General features: G+C 70.6%; 17 protein-coding genes. 6 read left to right on the top strand and 11 right to left on the bottom strand.

What is annotated here, in order from left to right; genetic code table 11:
* Window positions 1-41 precede the first annotated feature (41 nt).
* The 4 genes from ACTWPW_RS04750 to ACTWPW_RS04735 are packed head-to-tail and all read right to left on the bottom strand — an operon-like array spanning window position 42 to window position 2,717.
* A complete protein-coding gene (locus tag ACTWPW_RS04750) occupies window positions 42-863 on the bottom strand; it encodes an ABC transporter permease (protein ID WP_443168047.1) in 822 nt (273 codons plus the stop codon).
* Window positions 860-991, bottom strand: a complete 132-nt coding sequence (locus ACTWPW_RS04745) for a hypothetical protein (RefSeq protein ID WP_443168046.1) — start codon at window positions 989-991, stop codon at window positions 860-862. Before ACTWPW_RS04745 ends, ACTWPW_RS04750 begins: the two co-directional genes overlap by 4 nt.
* Window positions 988-1,920: an ABC transporter ATP-binding protein gene (locus ACTWPW_RS04740; protein WP_375114874.1), complete on the bottom strand. Its 933-nt coding sequence runs from the start codon at window positions 1,918-1,920 to the stop codon at window positions 988-990. Before ACTWPW_RS04740 ends, ACTWPW_RS04745 begins: the two co-directional genes overlap by 4 nt.
* The gene (locus tag ACTWPW_RS04735) at window positions 1,920-2,717 is read right to left on the bottom strand and encodes an ABC transporter permease (RefSeq protein WP_375114873.1); all 798 of its coding nucleotides are present in this window, start codon (window positions 2,715-2,717) and stop codon (window positions 1,920-1,922) included. The genes ACTWPW_RS04740 and ACTWPW_RS04735 overlap by 1 nt, the downstream gene beginning before the upstream one ends.
* A gap of 62 nt (window positions 2,718-2,779) precedes the next feature.
* Here ACTWPW_RS04735 and ACTWPW_RS04730 point away from each other — a divergent pair, with 62 nt between their 5' ends.
* Entirely contained in the window at window positions 2,780-3,886 is a 1,107-nt protein-coding gene (locus ACTWPW_RS04730; protein WP_443168045.1) for a winged helix-turn-helix transcriptional regulator, read from the top strand.
* 403 nt (window positions 3,887-4,289) lie between these two features.
* On the opposite strand, the gene ACTWPW_RS04725 is transcribed toward ACTWPW_RS04730, so the two are convergent.
* From ACTWPW_RS04725 to glgX, 4 genes are all read right to left on the bottom strand, one after another.
* Entirely contained in the window at window positions 4,290-5,270 is a 981-nt protein-coding gene (locus ACTWPW_RS04725; protein ID WP_375113178.1) for a hypothetical protein, read from the bottom strand.
* A 786-nt stretch (window positions 5,271-6,056) separates the two neighbouring features.
* Complete coding sequence (gene treZ, locus ACTWPW_RS04720; protein WP_443168044.1) at window positions 6,057-7,772, bottom strand: malto-oligosyltrehalose trehalohydrolase; 1,716 nt, start codon at window positions 7,770-7,772, stop codon at window positions 6,057-6,059.
* Complete coding sequence (gene treY, locus ACTWPW_RS04715; protein ID WP_375113176.1) at window positions 7,762-9,891, bottom strand: malto-oligosyltrehalose synthase; 2,130 nt, start codon at window positions 9,889-9,891, stop codon at window positions 7,762-7,764. The genes treZ and treY overlap by 11 nt, the downstream gene beginning before the upstream one ends.
* On the bottom strand, window positions 9,884-11,977 hold the full coding sequence (gene glgX / locus ACTWPW_RS04710; RefSeq protein ID WP_364120453.1) for a glycogen debranching protein GlgX: 2,094 nt from the start codon (window positions 11,975-11,977) through the stop codon (window positions 9,884-9,886). Before glgX ends, treY begins: the two co-directional genes overlap by 8 nt.
* Window positions 11,978-12,204: 227 nt before the next feature.
* Here glgX and mscL point away from each other — a divergent pair, with 227 nt between their 5' ends.
* From mscL to pip, 3 genes are read left to right on the top strand one after another with little or no spacing between them, the layout of a single operon-like run.
* Entirely contained in the window at window positions 12,205-12,627 is a 423-nt protein-coding gene (mscL, locus tag ACTWPW_RS04705; protein WP_375113175.1) for a large conductance mechanosensitive channel protein MscL, read from the top strand.
* 37 nt (window positions 12,628-12,664) lie between these two features.
* Window positions 12,665-13,240, top strand: a complete 576-nt coding sequence (locus ACTWPW_RS04700) for a hypothetical protein (RefSeq protein WP_443168043.1) — start codon at window positions 12,665-12,667, stop codon at window positions 13,238-13,240.
* Between the two features lie 16 nt (window positions 13,241-13,256).
* Complete coding sequence (gene pip, locus ACTWPW_RS04695; RefSeq protein ID WP_443168042.1) at window positions 13,257-14,210, top strand: prolyl aminopeptidase; 954 nt, start codon at window positions 13,257-13,259, stop codon at window positions 14,208-14,210.
* Here the strand turns inward: pip and ACTWPW_RS04690 are convergent.
* Together ACTWPW_RS04690 and ACTWPW_RS04685 are read right to left on the bottom strand one after the other, a co-directional pair.
* Complete coding sequence (locus ACTWPW_RS04690; protein ID WP_375113172.1) at window positions 14,182-14,733, bottom strand: phosphatase PAP2 family protein; 552 nt, start codon at window positions 14,731-14,733, stop codon at window positions 14,182-14,184. The two genes, pip and ACTWPW_RS04690, sit on opposite strands and share 29 nt — an antisense overlap.
* A gap of 82 nt (window positions 14,734-14,815) precedes the next feature.
* Entirely contained in the window at window positions 14,816-15,118 is a 303-nt protein-coding gene (locus ACTWPW_RS04685; RefSeq protein ID WP_375113171.1) for a hypothetical protein, read from the bottom strand.
* Window positions 15,119-15,197: 79 nt separating this feature from the next.
* Between ACTWPW_RS04685 and ACTWPW_RS04680 the strand changes: the two genes are divergently transcribed.
* Together ACTWPW_RS04680 and ACTWPW_RS04675 are read left to right on the top strand one after the other, a co-directional pair.
* On the top strand, window positions 15,198-15,992 hold the full coding sequence (locus ACTWPW_RS04680) for a universal stress protein (protein WP_375113170.1): 795 nt from the start codon (window positions 15,198-15,200) through the stop codon (window positions 15,990-15,992).
* Between the two features lie 10 nt (window positions 15,993-16,002).
* Complete coding sequence (locus tag ACTWPW_RS04675; RefSeq protein WP_443168041.1) at window positions 16,003-18,084, top strand: sensor histidine kinase; 2,082 nt, start codon at window positions 16,003-16,005, stop codon at window positions 18,082-18,084.
* On the opposite strand, the gene ACTWPW_RS04670 is transcribed toward ACTWPW_RS04675, so the two are convergent.
* Entirely contained in the window at window positions 18,025-18,633 is a 609-nt protein-coding gene (locus ACTWPW_RS04670; RefSeq protein WP_375113168.1) for a response regulator transcription factor, read from the bottom strand. The genes ACTWPW_RS04675 and ACTWPW_RS04670 overlap by 60 nt on opposite strands.
* Window positions 18,634-18,686: the final 53 nt, after the last annotated feature.

Below are 18,686 nucleotides of genomic sequence, written 5' to 3'. Positions count from 1 at the left end.
TTTGGTTCAGGACGACCATGGACTTTTCCCATCAAACCAGGTCAGAACAGTCTCAGCTGTCCCGTGCGTTGCGCCTTCGCCTCACCGGTCCGGAGCGCCACGACGGCCGCCAGCAGCAGCACCGCGGACAGCAGGGCCAGCGCCGCCAGCTCCCCGGCCAGCTCGCCCACCCCCTGCCCGTCGAGCAGCGCGCCGCGCACGATCGCCAGGCTCCCGGTGAGCGGCAGCACGGACCCGAAGGCGCGGACGATCCCCGGCAGCGCGAACGTCGGCAGCCGCACCCCGCTCGCGAACCACATCGGATCGTCGAGCAGGGTGTAGAGGAACGCCGAGTCCCTGGAGAAGATCAGCAGGCTGTTGAGGAACGCGCCCCAGGCGACGGCGGGCAGGAGCAGGGCCAGGAAGACGACCGCGTACATGGCGGGGTGGGCCACGTGCACCACGTCGAGCAGCGTGAGCATGGCCGCCGAGAAGCAGGCGAACAACCAGACGTTCTGCACCAGCGCCCCGAACCCGTTCGCGACCACCATCACCAGCCGGTTGGCCGGGGACAGGAACAGCAGCTCCAGCGTCCCCGTCTGCCGTTCCATGGAGAAGTGCCAGGCCGACTGCACCAGCGAGAAGAAGAACGTGAACCCGAGCGCGCCGGTGGCCAGGAAGGCCAGCAGGCGCTGCGGATCGGCGGCCAGGGGCCAGCGGTCGGCGATGCCGGGGGTGGCGGCGAGCGGCTGGAGCATGTAGTAGGTCTCGGCGAGCTGCAGCAGGGGCCAGATCAGCATCGACAGGATGACCAGCTTGCTGCCGAAGATCTGCCGGTGCTGCTTGAGCGCCTCGGCCCGGAGGATCTTCACCGCGTGCCTCACCTGGTCACCTGCCACGGGACGATCAGGCAGGGGCACAGGGTGTGCAGGTCCGTGGCGCAGGCCGGGCACATCGGGCCGGCGCCCGTGTGACGGCGCTCCGACCAGCGGCCGAATATCCGCCACCTCATGCGACCACCGCCATGGCCGGGCGGTCGCTCAGGGCCAGGATGGCGTCCTCCAGCGACGGCTCGGCGATCTCCAGGCCGCCCAGCGTGCCGCCCGCCTCGATGATCGTCGTGGTGAGCGCCCCGGCCACGTCGCCGGGGTGGCTGAGCTCGATCACCCCGCCGGGGCGCACCCGTACGGCCGGGTCGAACGCCAGCGCGGCGGCCTCGACCTCCGGCGTCAGGCCGGTCACCGTGACGCGTACGGTGCGGTGGCAGCCGGTGAGGGCCATGAGCTCGGCGGGAGTGCCGGCGGCGAGGTGGCGGCCGTCGCCGATCACGTACACGTGCTCGCAGAGCTGCTCCACCTCGGCCAGGTAGTGGCTGGTCAGCAGCACTCCCTTGCCGCGCTCGGCCAGCTCGGCCACCACCTTGCGCAGGTCGCGGGCGATCGGGGCGTCGAGGCCGAGGGTGGGCTCGTCGAGCAGCAGGTAGTCGGGGTCGTTCACCAGGCCGCGGGCGATCGACAGGCGCTGGGTCATGCCCCGGGAGTACTGTTCGACCCTTGTGTCGGCCGCCTTGGTCAGACCGACGAGTTCGAGCAGCTCTCCGATGCGGGGCCGCAACACCTTTCCGGGAACGTCGTACAGCTGCCCGAAGTACCAGAGGTTCTCCCGGCCGGTCATCCGGGCGTACACCATCCGCTCGCCACCCGCGATCAGGTTGATCCTCTTCCGCACGGCGTGCGACCGTCTGACCGGATCGAGCCCGCCGATCCGCACGGTCCCCGACGTCTGCCTGAGCAGCGTGGCGAGGATCTTGATGGTGGTGGTCTTCCCGGCGCCGTTCAGCCCGAGCAGTCCCGTGACGCGGCCGGTCGGGATGGTCAGGTTCAGCCCGTCGACGGCCACCTTCGCGCCGAACTGCTTGCGCAGGTTCACGGTTTCGATCATCAGTAACTCCGTTCCATGGCCCTGCGCTCCGCCCATGGCATCGCGAGGAATCCGGCGATCGTGTAGAGGAGGCCGATCAGGACGGCGGTGGCGAGCCGCCCGGCGTCGACACCGGTGCCGACGGTGAACACCCCGCGTACGACGTCCATGGCCGCCGTCACCGGCACCACCTCGCCGAGCCACTGGAGCACCTCGGGGAGGTACTCCCTCGGGAACGTGAACCCGGACAGCAGGGCGATCGCGTAGAACACCGAGTTCTGCGTGATGTGCGCCTCCCCGGCGACGATCATCACGTTGCTCAGCACCACGGACATCCCGAACACGGCCAGCCCCAGCCCCGCCACGGCCAGCACGCCGTCACCCCACCCGGTGGGCTCCAGCCGCACCCCGAACAGCGCCGCGCAGCCGAGCAGCACCACCACCTCCAGCGCCACGGCGCTGAAGGAGAACAGCGAGAGGCCCAGCAGGTACGGCATGCGCCGCGCCGGGGCCACGATCAGCGCGCCCATGGTGCCCTCGCGCTGCTCCTGGATCATGGCCTTGCCGGTCCACAGGATGCAGTGCTTGACGAACATGAGCGCCGCCGCGCCGACGGCGACGTAGCCCAGGTAGTCGGCCGTGCCGGACTTCCCGCGGAACTCCGCCGACACCTCACCCCGGCCCAGGATCCGCAGCCCGAGGTAGGCCAGGCTCACCGTGAACACGCCGAGCAGGAGGTTGCCGACGAAGTACGTCCAGGGGTAGGCCCGCCTCGTCACCAGCCACGACCGTCGTAATGTCGCCCATGTCACCACCATAAGTCTCCTTTGGGAACTGACTGAGTTTCTATCAGAGACTCACAATGCGGTAAAGTCCGCCCATGGTCAGGGAGCTACGCGAACAGGACGCCCAGTGCTCGATCGCCCAGGCGGCCTCGGTCATCGGCGACTGGTGGAGCCTGCTCATCGTGCGGGAGGTGACGCGCGGCCACCGCCGCTTCGACGACCTGCTGCGGGAGCTGGGCATCTCCAGGAAGATCCTGACGGAACGCCTGAAGCACCTGGTGGAGCACGGGATCCTGGCGCGGGAGCCGTACCAGGTGGGGCCGGTGCGCCACGAATACGTCCTGACGGACACGGGCTGGGCCCTGGCGCCGACGTTGATCAGCATGCAGGACTGGGCGGACCGCTGGCTGCTGGGGGACGGCACCTTGACGGGCATCCCCAGCTCGGGGGGCACGGAGACGGCCCGCGTACATGCCCTCCTCCACACCCGGATCCCCGCCCCCCTCCCCCTCCCCGCCACCCCACCCCACCTACAGGAGGCAGCCGCCCCTGCCCACCAGCAGGACGGATCCCCCGCCGCCCAGCGGCGGGGCGGATCCCCCTCCACCCAGCAGCGGGACGCACCTCCCCACACCCGGCGATCCACCGCAGCCGCTTCCCCCCACCCACAGGACGCCACCGTCTCCGCCCGTCAACAGGCCCCAGCCGCATCCGCCCAACGGCGGCAAGCGACCACCCCCGACCGCCCTCAGCTCGACGTGGTCTCCGACACCGAGAACGCGACGATCTTGTTCGCCTACCCGTCAACCGGCCTGGCCACGTCCCTCCCTCCTGACTGGGACCAGGTCCCCGGGGCCATGGGCTGCACCCTGGAGAACCGCCTGTTCCGCGACCGCCACCCCGAGTTCACCGCCGCCGGGGTCGCCGTCCACGGCGTGAGCACGCAACGCCCGGACGAGCAGGCGGCCTTCGCCACCGCGGAGTCGATCCCGTTCCCGCTGCTCTCGGACATGGACCTGCACCTGGCCGCCGCCCTGAGACTGCCGACGTTCCGAGCCGGTCAGGCCATGAAACTCAAGCGCCTGATCCTGCTGATCGACCGCTCCCGCACCATCCGCCACGTCATCTTTCCGGTCCTGGACATCCCTTCAGCCATCACCGAATCCCTGGAAGCCGCCCAAGCCCTCAACTCCACCACCTGACCGTTTCCGGCCTCCACCCCGAGCCTTCACCCTCTGCTCCCCGCGACCCCGCCCCGCCCCGCCACAGCGGTCAGGCAGCCGGTCCAGGTACAGGGTTCGGGGTTCGGGGTTCGGGGTTCGGGGTTCGGGGTTCGGGCCAGCTTTCACGTGGAGCCACCAACCGTCTTGAACGGGTTGCGCCCGATCTGTGGTGGGGGTGGCCGAGACACCCAGGTTCCTTGCGCCGGCTGTGCACAGCCGGACCTCCTGCCCCTGCGCCAGGTGCGCAAGGCCACAACACCCACTCCTTGCACCGGAGCAGAATGCACTCCGCTACGAGCGGAGCCGGCCCCACGGTCGAAGCGGTGCCCCAGTTGGAGCGGTGTCGCAGCTGGAGCGGTGTGCGCTGGGTCGGGTGGCTTGGTCAGGCTGCCAGGATTCGCGAGGGGTCTGGGGTTCGGCAGTCGATCGAGGTCAGGGTGGCGTGGTGGGAGGCCTGGGTTGCGCACAGCCAGTCGTTCAAGGAACCGGTGAAGCCTGATGGTGGGCCGACCTTGAGGCAGGTGATCTGGCCGGTGCCGGGGGCGGGGCCCACCTTGAGGCGGCGGATGCTGCCGGTGCGGCCCAGCTCGCCCAGGTCCGCGTCGTACGGCGTCAGCTGGACGCCGAACGGGAGGCCGCCGTCCGGCTGGTCGGAGGGGTGTATCTGGAGGAAGTCATCGATGTTGCGGTGGGTGGCGGCCGGGTGGGTGGTGAGGTAGGTCAGGTGGTCTGTCAGCAGCCGGTTGGCCACCGTGCGCAGGAGGTTGGTGGCGCACAGGTTGTGGGCGCAGGCGGCGCCGTCCAAGGTGATCTCTGGGAGGGCGAAGCGGCGCAGGCCCCGGGACGTGACGCGCAGGCAGTCGCATGCACCCATGTCGGACGGGTCCCAGGGCGGGCAGGTCGCGGCGTCGTGGACCTGGACGTCCCAGGACAGCCAGTCGTCGTTGAGGCGGAAGTGGGTCGGCTCGCCGGCACATCGTCCGCAGGTGAGGATGGTCGAGCCGGTCAGCGGGTCGATCAGCAGGCCGTCGCACTCCCGGGCCAGGGCTCTGGCGGAGGCGCGGGCCACCTGCACGGTGGTGAGGAGTTTGTGTGGGGGTGCCGTGGACTCCACCACGATGTGTTGCTTTGTGCGGCGCAGGCGGCGTCTCTCGTCGTCCGTGAGGTTGGTTTCGATGGGTTTCCACGGGGTCGGGTGGTGGGTCACCGACAGAGCGCCGTTGCCTGCTGCGCTGATCGCGGCTCTTCGGTACGGGCCGCCGACGCGCCAGGGCACGAACGACTCGACGTCGAACGGAGCGTGATCCGTAGCGACGATGAAGAGGGAGGTCATGGCGTCGGGCAAAGGGAGGGTGATCTTCATGGCTCGGTGGCCTCCGTGCGGACGGGATCGTAGTGGTGGATGGAGCTCGGGCAGGGGTCGGGGCAAGGGGAAAGCGGAACGGGCGAGATCGGACGTGTTCGGCTTGGGTACTGGGGTCTGCTTGGGTACTTGGGTCTGCTTGGGTACTTGGGTCTGCTTGGATCCGCGTCGGATGGGCCGGCCTCGCCCGATCCGGCTCGGGTCCGATCTGGAGGCACTCAGGATGGACGACGGCGGCTGGGGGGCGGGGAGTGGAGCGGGATTCTGTGGATGACGCTCCCGGCGGAAGACACGCCTGTGGAAAACCTGGCGATGCATGCGGCAATCAATGAGCCACCCGGTCCGGGGCGCGGGACACGGCAGCGGCCGAGCCGGGGGATCTCGCGGGCGCCAGGTTTACGTGCTGCTGGGCCGGTGGTGCGCAGGCGAGGGCGTCGTGCGGAACTGCGTCCCCGGCACTCCAGCGGCGGCCGGCACGTACGGGGCGGCTGGCCGTTAGGGGCCGGCTGGCCCGTACGGGGCGGCTCGCACTTGCGGGGCGGCTGGGTTTCAGGGCGGCCTGATTCCGGGGGACAGCGGAGAGGGAGCCCGCCCGGTTCGGGAGCAGCCCGATTTCCCGGGGACGCCGTAGAAGGGAGGCCGTCGGGTTTCGGGGGCAGCCGGGTTTCCGGAGACGGTGGGTGTCAGCTCCAGAGACGGTGGGTTTCCGGAGACGGTGAGTGTCGGGTCCGGAGACGGTGGGGGGTCGGTGGTGGGTGGTTTGGGGGTCGTTGTGGGGAGGGGTGGTCAGGGGGGTGTGGGGCGGGTGATCACCATGGACTGGGCGGGCAGGTGCAAGCCCTCCCCATCCGCCGCCACCGGCTCGTCCGAAGCCAGCAGCAGCGTCCCCGGCGGCAGCGGCAGCGTCGCCGACTCCAGTGAGAAGTTCACCGCGACCGCCAGCTCCCCCCGCCACACCAGCAGCCACTTCCCCAGCGGATCCACCTCCACCCGCACCCGGTCCAGGCGCGGGTCGGACAGCTCGGGCAGGGCCTTGCGCAGGGCGATCAGGTCGCGGTACCAGCACAGCAGCGACCAGTGCGCCTCCTCCTTCACCTCGCTCCAGTCCAGCTTCGAGCGCAGGAACGTCTCCTCGTCCGAAGGGTTCGGCGCCTCCCACGCGTACCCGAACCCGTCGAACTCCCGCTCCCTCCGCGTCCCCTCGCTGTCCCGCAGCGCCGGCTCCACGTGGTCGGAGAAGAACAGGAACGGCGAGCGCGCCCCCCACTCCTCCCCCATGAACAACATCGGCGTGAACGGCGAGGTCAGGAGCAGGCCGGCGCCGAGTTTGAGCGCGGGGATCGGCAGCCGGTCGCCGGCGGGGCGGTTGCCGATCTGGTCGTGGTTCTGCAGGCAGGCCACCAGCCGGTGTCCCGGCACCCCCGCGAAGGGACGGCCGTGCGCGCGGGCCCGGAAGCTCGAGTAGGTCCCGTCGTGCAGCACCCCGCTCGTCAGCACCTTGGCCAGGGCCGAGAGCTGGGCGAAGTCCTGGTAGTAGCCGTGGCTCTCGCCGCTGACCGCGCAGTGCAGGGCATGGTGTACGTCGTCGTCCCACTGCGCTGTCATGCCCAGGCCGCCGGCGTCGAGCGGGCGCACCATGCTCGGGTCGTTGAGGTCGGACTCGGCGATCAGGGACAGCGGCCGGCCGACGGAGCAGGCCAGCGCGTCCACCTCCTCCGAGAGCTCGGCCAGCAGGTGCTTGGCCCGCTTGTCGTGCAGCGCGTGCACGGCGTCCAGCCGCAGCCCGTCGATGTGGAAGTCGCGCAGCCACTGCAGCGCGTTGCCGATGAAGTAGCGCCGCACCTCGTCGGACTCCGGCCCGTCCAGATTGACCGCTTCGCCCCAATAACTGCCGTCAAATCCGGAAAAATATGGGCCGAACGGCCGGAGGAAGTTCCCCGACGGCCCCAGATGGTTGTAGACCACGTCCAGGATGACCCCGATCCCGGCCCGATGGCAGGCGTCCACGAACGACTTGAGCCCGTCCGGCCCCCCGTACGTCTCGTTCACGGCATAGAGGTCGACCCCGTCATACCCCCAGTTACGCCCGCCCGGCACCGGCGCCACCGGCATGACCTCCACGAAGTCCACGCAGAGCTCCACCAGGTGCGGCAGCCGCTCGATGGCCGCCGCGAACGTCCCCTCCCCCGTGAACGTGCCGACGTGCAGCTCGTAGATCACCGCCCCGCGCAGGTCGCGGCCCTTCCAGTCGTGGTCGGACCAGGTGAAGCGGGCGTGGTCGTACACCGCGCTCGGCCCGAAGATCCCCTCCGGCTGCCGCCGCGTGCGCGGATCGGGGTACGGCCCGTCGCCGTCCACCATGAAGGAGTAGCGGGTGCCGTGCCCCGCCTCCGCCACCTCGGCCGACCACCAGCCCCCCGCCCCGGGCGACATCGCCCGCCGCCCGCCCAGGACGACTACCTCGACCGCCGTGGCCTTCGGTGCCCAGACCTCAAAGATCATGTCTCTCCAGGAGTGAGACCGGATACTGACCGAGCAGGTGCGCCAGCGGGATCCGCCCGGTGAACAGCGCGCCGGTGAGCAGGTCCCGCCAGGTGCCCGTGGGGAGCGTCAGGGCCGTGGCGCCCCATCCCGTCGCGGCCAGGCGCACGGGGAGCCGGGTGGCGACGGCGACGGCCTGCGGCCGCTCGCCGCGGGCGAAGGCGATCACGTGCTCCGCCCGCTCCCCCTCCGCCTCCATCGGCAGGTACGGGGCCGCGCCCCCCAGCCTGCGCCGCAGCCGCAACGCCTGGGTCGTGACCAGCAGCTTGGCGGAGTCCCAGGACGTCTCGGGCTTGCGCGGGTACGTCACGGGCCGCCGGTTGTCCGGATCGACCAGGGAGAAGTCGGTCGTCTCGTTGCCCTGGTACACGTCCGGCACCCCCGGCATCATGAGCTGCACGAGCTTGGCCCCCAGCGAGTTGGACATCGCGAAGGGGTCGATGCGCTCGGTGAACCCGCCGATCGGCAGGCGTACGGCGGCCTCGGCGAAGGAGCGTAGCCGCCGCTCATAGGACGGATCCGGACTTATCCAGGAAATGGCGGTCTTGGCCTCCCGCGCGGCCTTGAGCAGGTAGTCCGTGAACCGCTCGGCCGAGATCGGCCAGGCGGCCATCAGGTTCTGCCAGGCCAGGTAGTCGAGGTGGGGGTCGAAGCTCACCTGCGCCGACCACTCCGCCACCGCCGCCGCCCACTCCCCGGGCATCTCCGACAACACCGACAACCGCGCCCGCACGTCCTCCGACCGCTTGGTGTCGTGCGTGGACAGCGTGGTCATCGCGTACGGGGACATCTCCTCGCAGAAGTCATGGAAGTCCTCAACCGACTCCCCGAACGCGTCCGGCTCCCCGCCGACCTCGTTCAGGCAGGCCAGCGGGAACCACCGGTAGAGCGCCGTGTCCTCCACGCCCTTGGCCATGACCGGCCCGCACGACTGCTGGAACCGCACGATCGACTCGGCGGAGCCGTACAGGACCTCGCGGACCAGCGGCTGCACGGCGGGTGAGCAGGACTCGGCGGCCAGCTCGACGATCTCGGCCGACTCGGGCGGCGGCGGCTCCCCCGGCACCACGTACGCCCGGTAGACCGGCATCGCGGCGAGCAGCTCGCGCACGGCGGCCGGGTCGCACGAGGTCACCCTGGCCAGCCGGTCCACCTCGGCCCCGAAGAACAGGTCGAGCACCTCCCGCTTGGCCTGCGCCATCACGGGCCGGTACTCGGCGGGCTGCCCCGTCATGTCCGCGAAGATCTTGACCAGCGGCGCCTTGCCGGCCGGATCGACGAAGAGGCCGTTGACCCGGTTGAGCACCTCGTAACCGGTGGTGCCGTCGCACGCCCAGTCGTCCGGCAGCCGCTCGGGACCGATGAGGATCTTCTCCACCACCGTCCACGCGCCGCCCACCCGGTCGCGCAGCCGATCGAGGTAGCCGCGCGGATCGGCCAGCCCGTCGGGGTGATCGACGCGCAACCCGTCCACCAGCCCCTCGTCGAGCAGCCAGAAGATCACCTCGTGCGTGGCGAACAGCACGGACGGGTCCTCCACCCGCAGCCCGATCAGCGACGACACGTCGAAGAAGCGCCGGTAGCCGGGCCCCTCGCGCCAGTCGACCAGCCGGTAGTGCCCGGGATGGGGATAGGCGTGCTCGTGGTAGCGCAGCACGTCGCCGTCCACGACCGGCTCGGTGTCGTCGCCCAGCACGGGCAGCGCGACCTTCCCGTCCACCCAGTCGATGTCGAACCAGGGCGCGTACGGCGAGTCGGGCCCGTCCTTCAGCACCGACCAGAACTGGGCGTTCACCGTGTTCATGTGGTTCGGCACGATGTCCACCACGATGCCCAGGTCGTGGGCGGCGAGCTGCTGCGCCATCTCCCTGAAGCCGGTGGCGCCGCCGAACTCCTCCCGGATCCTGGAGTGGTCGGTGACGTCGTAGCCGTGTCGCGACTCGGGCGTGGACTGCAGGATCGGCGACAGGTAGACGTGGCTCACGCCGAGGTCGCGCAGGTAGCCGGCGATCTCCGCCACCTGGGCGAAGCCGAAGTCGGGGGTCAGCTGCACCCGGTAGGTGGAGATGGGCCTAGACACGACGCAGCACCCGTACGCTGCGGCCCGGGACCGCGATCCCCTCTCCCGCCTTGACCATCCGGGCGTCGAGCCTGATCGGCATGGCCGTGTCGATCTCCGTGTGCCACATCTCGCCGTAGTCCTTGGGGATCGTGAACTTGATCGTGTCGTAGTGGGCGTTGAAGAGCAGCAGGAACGAGTCGTCCCGGATCGGCCGGCCGCGCCGGTCGGGCTCGGTGATGGCGTCGCCGTTGAGGAAGACGGCCAGCGACTTCGCGTATCCCACGTGCCAGTCGCCGTCGGTCATCTCCTCGCCCGAGGGGGTGAGCCACGCGATGTCGCTCAACCCACGCACCGGCTTGCCATAGAAGAACCTCCTTCGCCGGAAAACGGGATGCTTCTTCCTGAGCTCGGCCAGGCTCTGCGTGAACTCCAGCAGCAGCCAGTTCTCCCTGACGTCCGACCAGTCCACCCAGGTCAGGTCGTTGTCCTGGCAGTAGCCGTTGTTGTTGCCCCGCTGCGTACGGCCCAGCTCGTCGCCGTGCGAGAGCATCGGCACGCCCTGCGACAGGAAGAGCGTGGTGAGGAAGTTGCGCTTCTGCTGCTCGCGCAGCGACTCGATGGCGATGCCCGCCGGGCCCTCCTCGCCGCAGTTCCAGGACCGGTTGTCGTCGGTGCCGTCGCGGTTGCCCTCCTTGTTGGCCTCGTTGTGCTTGTTGTTGTACGAGACCAGGTCCTGCAGGGTGAACCCGTCGTGGCAGGTCACGAAGTTGATCGAGGCGGCGGGGCGGCGGCTGTCGTCCTGGTAGAGGTCGCTCGACCCGGTGAACCTGGAGCCGAACTCGGGCAGCGTGGCCGCCTGCCCCCGCCACAGGTCGCGGATCGTGTCGCGGTAGCGGCCGTTCCACTCGGTCCACCGGGACGGGAAGTTCCCGACCTGGTAGCCGCCGGGGCCCACGTCCCACGGCTCGGCGATCAGCTTGACCTGCGACAGCACCGGATCCTGCTGCACCAGGTCGAAGAACGAGCTCAGCCGGTCGACCTCGTGCAGCTCCCGCGCCAGCGTCGAGGCCAGGTCGAACCGGAACCCGTCCACGTGCATCTCGATGACCCAGTAACGCAGCGAGTCCATGATCATCTGCAGCACGTGCGGCGAGCGCATGAGCAGGCTGTTGCCGGTGCCGGTGGTGTCGACGTAGTAGCGCTTGTCGTTCTGGACCAGCCGGTAGTAGTCGGGATTGTCGATCCCCCTGAACCCCAGCGTCGGCCCGAGATGGTTGCCCTCGGCGGTGTGGTTGTAGACGACGTCCAGGATGACCTCGATGCCCGCCTCGTGCAGCCCCCTGACCATGGCCTTGAACTCCAGCACCTGGCCCCCGCGCTGCCCCTGGCTGGAGTAACGGTTGTGCGGCGCGAAGAACCCGATCGAGTTGTAGCCCCAGTAGTTGGACAGCCCGCGCTGCTCCAGGATGTGGTCGGTGACGAACTGGTGCACCGGCATCAGCTCCAGCGCCGTCACGCCGAGCTTGGTGAGATGGTCGAGGATCTCGGGGTGGTGCAGGGCCGCGTACGTGCCGCGCAGGTGCCGGGGGATCTTCGGATGGCTGATCGTCAGCCCCCGCACGTGGGCCTCGTAGATCACGGTGTCGTGGTACGGCGTCGCGGGCGGCCGGTCGTGGCCCCACCCGAAGAACGGGTTGATCACGATCGAGCGCGGCACGTAGGGGGCGGAGTCGAGGTCGTTCCTGGTGTCCGGCTGGCCGAAGCGGTAGCCGTACACCGCCTCGTGCCACCGCACGCCGCCCTCGATGGCCATGGCGTACGGGTCGAGCAGCAGCTTGGCCGGGTTGCAGCGCAGCCCGCGCGACGGGTCGTAGGGCCCGTGGACGCGGTAGCCGTACCGCTGGCCGGGGCCGATGCCCGGCAGGTAGCCGTGCCAGATGAACCCGTCCACCTCGGTGAGCGGCACCCGCGACTCGACGTTGTCCTCGTCGAACAGGCACAGCTCCACCTTGTCCGCGACCTCGGTGTAGAGCGAGAAGTTCGTCCCCGCACCGTCGTAGGTAGCCCCGAGTGGATAGGGGTCTCCCGGCCAGATCTCGATCATCGAGGCTCCCTTGCGGTCTCTCCCCATGTTCCGTTCCCCCGCTCCACCCGACAACCCCGGGCCCCACTGATCACCATGTTCCTTCCCACGCTGCACCGATGATCACTCAGATCGAGATCAAAGCCCGAGGTCAAAAGGGGTGGACCGCCCCCGACGGCGCGGTATCGGAGGCGGCCCACCCGTCCAGCATCGTTTGCGAGCGCCGCTCTGGGCTACATGCGAATGTCATGGGCGGTTTCAAACAGTTCTTACTTCGCGGCAACATCGTCGAGCTCGCCGTGGCGGTGATCGTCGGCGCCACGTTCAGCGGCCTCGTGCAGGCGCTGGTCAGCGACCTGATCACCCCCTTGATCGGCGCGATCACCGGGGGCCGGCAGCCGAACTTCGCCGACTACTCGTTCACGGTCAACGGCAGCGTGTTCAGGTACGGCGACTTCCTCAACCACCTGATCACCTTCCTGATCATCGCGGCCGTCGTCTACTGGCTGGTCGTGGCCCCGATGACCCGGCTCATCAGCCTGTTCAACCGGGACCAGGCGGCCGCGACCAAGCAGTGCCCCGAATGCCTGTCCGACATTCCCGCCGAGGCTCGCCGGTGCGCGAGCTGCACGGTGGAGCTGGTGCCGGATTCGGAAAAACCCAGGCAGTGACACGCGACCGGCGGCACCGGTTCGGCAAGATGGACCGATGAGCGTTGAGTTGATGGTCTGGGACGAGCCGGTGCCGATCAGCAGGGACCAGGCGCGTGCGACGTACCTGGCGGTCAAGCGGACCGAGCCGGGGGGCGGTGACGTGCCCGACGTCGCCAAGGAGCTGCCCGGGGAGATCACGCTCTATCCGGGACACGTGCTGGTGACCATGGACCTGGACACGATGGACGAGATGTCCGCCCAGGTCTTCACGATCGCCCGCGCCCACGGCCTGGTCTGCTACGACCCCCAGCGCGACCTGGTGCACAACGTGGCGCCGCTGGGGGTCTACGAGGGCATGCAGCTGCACACGGGCGACGGCATGATCGTCAACGACCCCGACCTCGGGCTCGTCCACGACGTGCTGGGCACCCTGTCGCCGCAGAACCCGTTCGTGGCGCTGGTGAACTTCGGGCAGCACTTCCTTCAGGTCTCGCCGGGATACGAGCTGGAGTACAAAGAGGGCACGCTCGTCCGCGCGATGGTGCCGGAGCTGGCGGAGGTGCGGCAGGCGTTCCACGAGTACGCGACGGGCGACCGCTCGTTCCTCACTCGCTACGAATTCGGAAAGTAAGGCAGGATCAGGGCCTATGAGAACCCTGTACCCGCCCATCGACCCGTACGACTCCGGCCTGCTCGACGTCGGCGACGGCAACCAGATCTACTACGAGGTCTGCGGCAACCCCCACGGCAAACCGGCCGTCATGCTGCACGGCGGCCCCGGAGGCGGGTGCAGCGCCAAGCACCGCCGCCAGTGGAACCCCGAGCTCTACCGGATCGTCCTGTTCGACCAGCGCAACTGCGGCCGGAGCCTGCCGCACGCCTCCGACCCGGCCACCGACCTGAGCGCCAACACGACGTGGCACCTGGTGGCCGACATGGAGCGGCTGCGCGAGCACCTCGGCGTCGACAGGTGGCAGGTGTTCGGGGGGTCGTGGGGCAGCGCGCTGGCGCTGGCGTACGCGCAGACGCACCCCGAGCGGACCACCGAGCTGGTGCTGCGCGGGATCTTCACCCTGCGACCCCAGGAGCTGCGCTGGTTCTACCAGGAGGGCACCTCCGAGCTGTTCCCCGACCTGTGGGAGCGCTTCGTCGCCCCGATCCCGGAGGAGGAGCGGGGCGACCTGATCGCGGCCTTCAGGAAGAGGCTGGAGGGGCAGGACGCGGACGCCAGGCTGGCGGCGGCCAAGGCGTGGGCCCAGTGGGAGGGCGGCACGGTCACGCTGCTGCCCGACCCCGCGCTGGTCGAGGAGTTCGGCGAGGACAAGATGGCCGTCGCCTTCGCCCGGATCGAGAACCACTACTTCACCCACAGCGGCTGGTTCGAGCCCGGCCAGCTCATCAGGGACGTCGGCAAGATCCGGCACATCCCGGCCGTGATCGTGCAGGGCCGCTACGACGTGTGCACGCCCATGGCCACGGCCTGGGACCTGCACAGGGCGTGGCCGGAGGCCGAGCTCCACGTGGTCGACGCCGCCGGGCACGCCTACTCCGAGCCGGGCGTCCTCGACCGGCTCATCGCGGCGACAGACGGGTTCGCATGAGGCGTACCGCGGGGGTGACGGCCCCGACCAGCAGCAGCGCGAACAGCGGCGCGAGCGCCAGCCCCAGCAGGAACCCCGCGGCCACGTCGTGCGGATAGTGCACGCCGACGAACACCCGCGAGAACGCCATGACCGCGGCCAGCGGGAACACCGCCCACGCCAGGGCCCGCCAGGCCAGCACGAGCGTGGCCGCCGCGCCCGCCGCGATCACGGAGTGGTTGCTGGGGAACGACCAGTCGTCCGAGGGCGGGCACACGGCGATCGTCGTGATCCCGCCCCGGCACGGCCGGTCCTCCCGGACGAGGAGCTTGACGACCTCGCTCACCACGTACGCGGCCACGATCCCGGCCGGTCCCGCGATCACGAGCGCCAGGTCACGCGCCGGCCCCCGCCACGCCCGCAGCGCCGCCACCACGAAGAGGGCCGCGAACACGAATAACCCCGCGTCCGTGCCGACCTCGGCGAGCGTGTGGAGCCATGCGGGCGTGGTGAGAGAGAAGTCGACGATGTCCTGGTACAACACGTGTCCAATCCGTGAATAGGCAATGGACACGACCTTACGAACTCAACCCGTCAAACGCCTCCACCAAAAGGTGGAAAGATCCTCAGGACAGGAGCCGGCGGGCCAGGGCGGCGTGCTTGGTCTCCAGCTCGCCGCGGGTGATCAGCCCCCGGTCGAACGCCTCGGTGGTGGCGTCGCGCTCGGCGACGTAGTAAGCGGCCATGATCTCGCTGCGGAGCGGCGTGAACCCGCGCTCCACGCAGTCGGAGAAGACGGTGGCCTTCCTCTCCACGGTGTCGAGCGCCACCGTGCAGGCCAGGTCACGCTCTTTGAGCTGCTGAACCGCTTCACGGAGCGTGACGGGGCCGAGGGACCCGTTGAACCGGGTGTCAAGGGTGATCTTCACGTTCTTTGCGCCTCCGTATATTGACAACGCTCCCCATAAAGCCGCGTATTCCCTGTTCAGAGCGGGTAAGAGGGGTGTCGTGATCGGAGCGCACGTGATCGTCGGCTACACGAATGACGCGGGCGGGAGCGACGCTCTCGCCCTCGGCTCCGCGATCACGCGCGTGACCGGCGGCGAGCTCACCATCGCCACGATCTACCCGCCGGGCAGCCCCGGGCTGGCGGTCGAGGCGCAGGCCAACCTGGCGCACGCGGCCGAGGAGCTGGGGCCGGTCCCCGCCGAATACATCACGTACGAGAGCAGGGGGTCCGGGCGCGGGCTGTCGGTGGTGGCCAGCCGGATCAGGGCGGACCTGATCGTGGTCGGCTCCGCCTCCGGCGGGGCACCCGGCCGCATCGCGATCGGCGCCACCTCCGACCACCTGCTGCACCTGTCGTCGGAGGCGGTCATGCTGGCGCCCGCCGGTTACCTCCCGCCCACCGAGCCCACCCGCCTCACGCTGGCCTACGTGCACCGGCCGCAGTGCGACGCGGCCGTCGGGCAGGTGGCCCAGGCGGCGCTGCGGCTCGGCGTGCCGCTCCGGCTGATCACGCTCGACCTGCGCACGGAGGACCAGGGCAAGCTCCGCGACGACCTCGCGCTGGCCGTGCGATTGGCGTGGGAGACGACCGGGATCGAGGCGGAGTCGGAGGTGGCCGAGGGGCACGACGTGGCGGCCGCGCTGCGGGACGTCGAGTGGCTGGAGGGCGAGCTGCTGGTCTGCGCGGCCAGCGAGGACGCGCAGCCGCACCGGGTGTTCCTCGGCGAGCTGGCCATGAAGGTGCTGCGCGCCTCCGCCTGCCCCGTCACCGTTCTGCCCAGGGGGTTCTCCTAGGCTTGCGGGTGTGTTACTGGCCCGTGTGATCGTGGTGGCGGTGCTGGCCGCCCTGTCCAGCGTTTACGTCCTGGCGGGCGCCGCCGGGGCGGTCCTGGTCTTCGCGGTGCAGTGCCTCTACACGCTCTGGGCCAGGAAGTGGTGGTTGCTGGCCGCGCAGGCCGCGCTCGTCACCTGGGTGACGCTGGGGACCGGGGCGTCCGTGGTGGTGCTGGGCTACCTGGCCGGCTCGCTGCTGGTGACCCGGTTGTGGGCGCTGGCGCCCGGGGTGGTGTTCGGCGCCGTCGTGATCGCGTACGCGCGGGGCGGCGACGTGATCACGACCCTCGACCTGACGATCACCACGATCCTCATGACGCTGATCGTCCCCGGCCTCATCCGGCTGGTGGAACGGGTGGACGAGCTGCACGCCACCCGACTAGCGCTGGCCGCCGCGGCGGTGGGCGAGGAGCGGCTGCGCATCGCGGCCGAGCTCAGCGACGGGCTGGGGCGCGGCCTGGACACCGTCATCGGCGGGGTGCGCCGGGCCCTGGCCGGGGCGGGGACCGCCGATCTGGGCGAGGTGGTGGCCACGGCACGGCAGTCGCTGGCGGACGCCCGCGCGGCGGCGGCCGGCTTCCGCGCGATGTCGCTGGCCCCCGAGCTGACCACGGCCAAGGCCATGCTGGCGGCGGCGGGGGTGGCCGTGGAGGTGCGCTCGGGGCACACCGAGCCGCTGGGACCGGCGGGGGCGCTGCTCGCGGCCGTGCTCCGGGAGGCCGTCACCGACGTCGTACGCCACGGCGCCGCCCGTACCTGCGTGATCGAGACCTCCGAGGAGGCCGGCACGGTGGGCCTGCGGATCACCGACGACGGCCGCCGCACCGCCGAGGACGACGCCCTGGCCGACCTCGCCCGCCAGGTACGGGCCGCGGGCGGCCGGCTCCGGAGCGGCCTGTCCGACCAGGGCCGCCACACCGTCGAGGCCACTCTGCCCGCGCCCCAGCGCCGCCCGGAGGAGCGCGAGCCCGCCGACGTATCCGTGCTGCTGCTGGCCGCCGTGCTGGTCGGGTTCGGCGTCAAGGCGCTGCTCCGGATGCCGCCGGCCCTGCTGGTGCCCGGCGCCGCGATGCTGGCCGTGATCGTGGTGATGCAGCTCAGGTCCGTCACCGGCCGCCACATGACGGCGCTGGCCGTCATGGCCGTGCTCACCTACGCGCCGGTGCCGGTGTTCGGGCCGATCTGGCTGGGCGCGAGCGGTTTCCTGGCCGGGCCGGTGCTGCTGGCCTTCCGCCCCCTGATCGCCTGGCCGCTCGTGGCCGCCGTCGTGGCCTCGACCGCCGCCATCGCCGCCCTGTTCGGCCTGCCCCTCCCCCAAGGAGCGAACGTCACCCTGAGCACCCTGGTCACCGGCCTGGTCGTCTACAGCCTGCTGCGCCTGGCCCGGATCGCCAAGGAGCTCCAAGCGGCCAGGGAGGGCCTGGCCCGCTCGGCCGTGGTCGAGGAGCGCCTGCGGGCCGCCCGCGACCTGCACGACCTGCTCGGCCACAGCCTGGCCGCCATCCTGCTCAAGTGCGAGCTCGCCCGCCGCCTCCCGCCGGAGCGGGCGGGGGCGGAGCTGGCGGAGGTGCTGGAGATGGCCGAGCGCGCCGGGCACGACCTGCGCTCGGTCTCCGGCGAGCAGCGCGACCTGTCGCTGACGGCCGAGGCGGAGTCGGCCGCGTCCATCCTGCGCACGGCCCGCGTGGAGGTGACCGCCGACCTGGCCCACCCGCCCCTGCCGGCCGAGGTCGAGACCGTGCTCAGCGCCGTGCTGCGCGAGGCGGTGACGAACGTCCTGCGCCACAGCACCGCCCGCCACTGCTCGATCTCGACGGCGGCCGACGGCGGCCTGGTGCGGCTGACCGTGCGCAACGACGGCGCCCGCCCGGGCGAGGCCCGCCGCGGCTCCTCCGGCCTGGGCAACCTGACCACCCGCCTGGCCGCCCTGGACGGCCGGCTCGCCACGGGCGTCGAGGACGGCTGGTTCCGGCTCGACGCCCGGGCGCCCTACCTAGATCCAGCCGGACTCGGTGGCGATGCGGACGGCGTCGGTACGGTTGCGCGCGTTTAGCTTGGCCACGATGGCCGTCAGGTAGTTGCGCACGGTCCCCGGCGTCAGGTGCAGCCGCGCGGCGATGTCAGGGGCGTCGGCGCCCCCCGCCACCAGCCGCAGCACGTCGGCCTCGCGCGGCGTGAGCGGGTTGTCGGCCAGGTCCCAGGCCGTGACGGCCAGCGCCCGGTCGAGCACCCGCTTGCCGCCGGCCACCTCCCGGATCGCGCCGATCAGCTCCTCCGGCGGCGCGGTCTTCAGCATGAACCCGCCCACCTGCGCCGCCAGCGCCCGCTTGAGGTGCGCCGGCTTGCCGTGCCCGGTGAGCATGAGCGTGCGGCAGGCGGGCACGCGGGCATGGATGCGGGCGGCCGCCTCCAGGCCGTCCAGCTCGCCCGGCATGTCGATGTCCAGGACGGCGACGTCGGGCAGCTCCACCGCGGCCGAGGCGACGGCGGCCGCGCCCGACTCGACGGTGGCGACGACCTCCAGGTCCGGTTCCAGGTCGAGCAGGGCCGCCAGCGCGCCCCTGATGACGGCCTGGTCCTCGGCTACGAGTACGCGAATCACGCACACATTGTCCACCAGTGTCCGGATCATGATGACGTCATGGGTCACCGGTG

The sequence above is a fragment of the Nonomuraea sp. KM90 genome, assembly GCF_052246675.1.
In the GTDB taxonomy this organism is placed as follows: Bacteria; Actinomycetota; Actinomycetes; order Streptosporangiales; family Streptosporangiaceae; genus Nonomuraea.
This window is presented reverse-complemented; position numbering and strand designations above follow the sequence as displayed.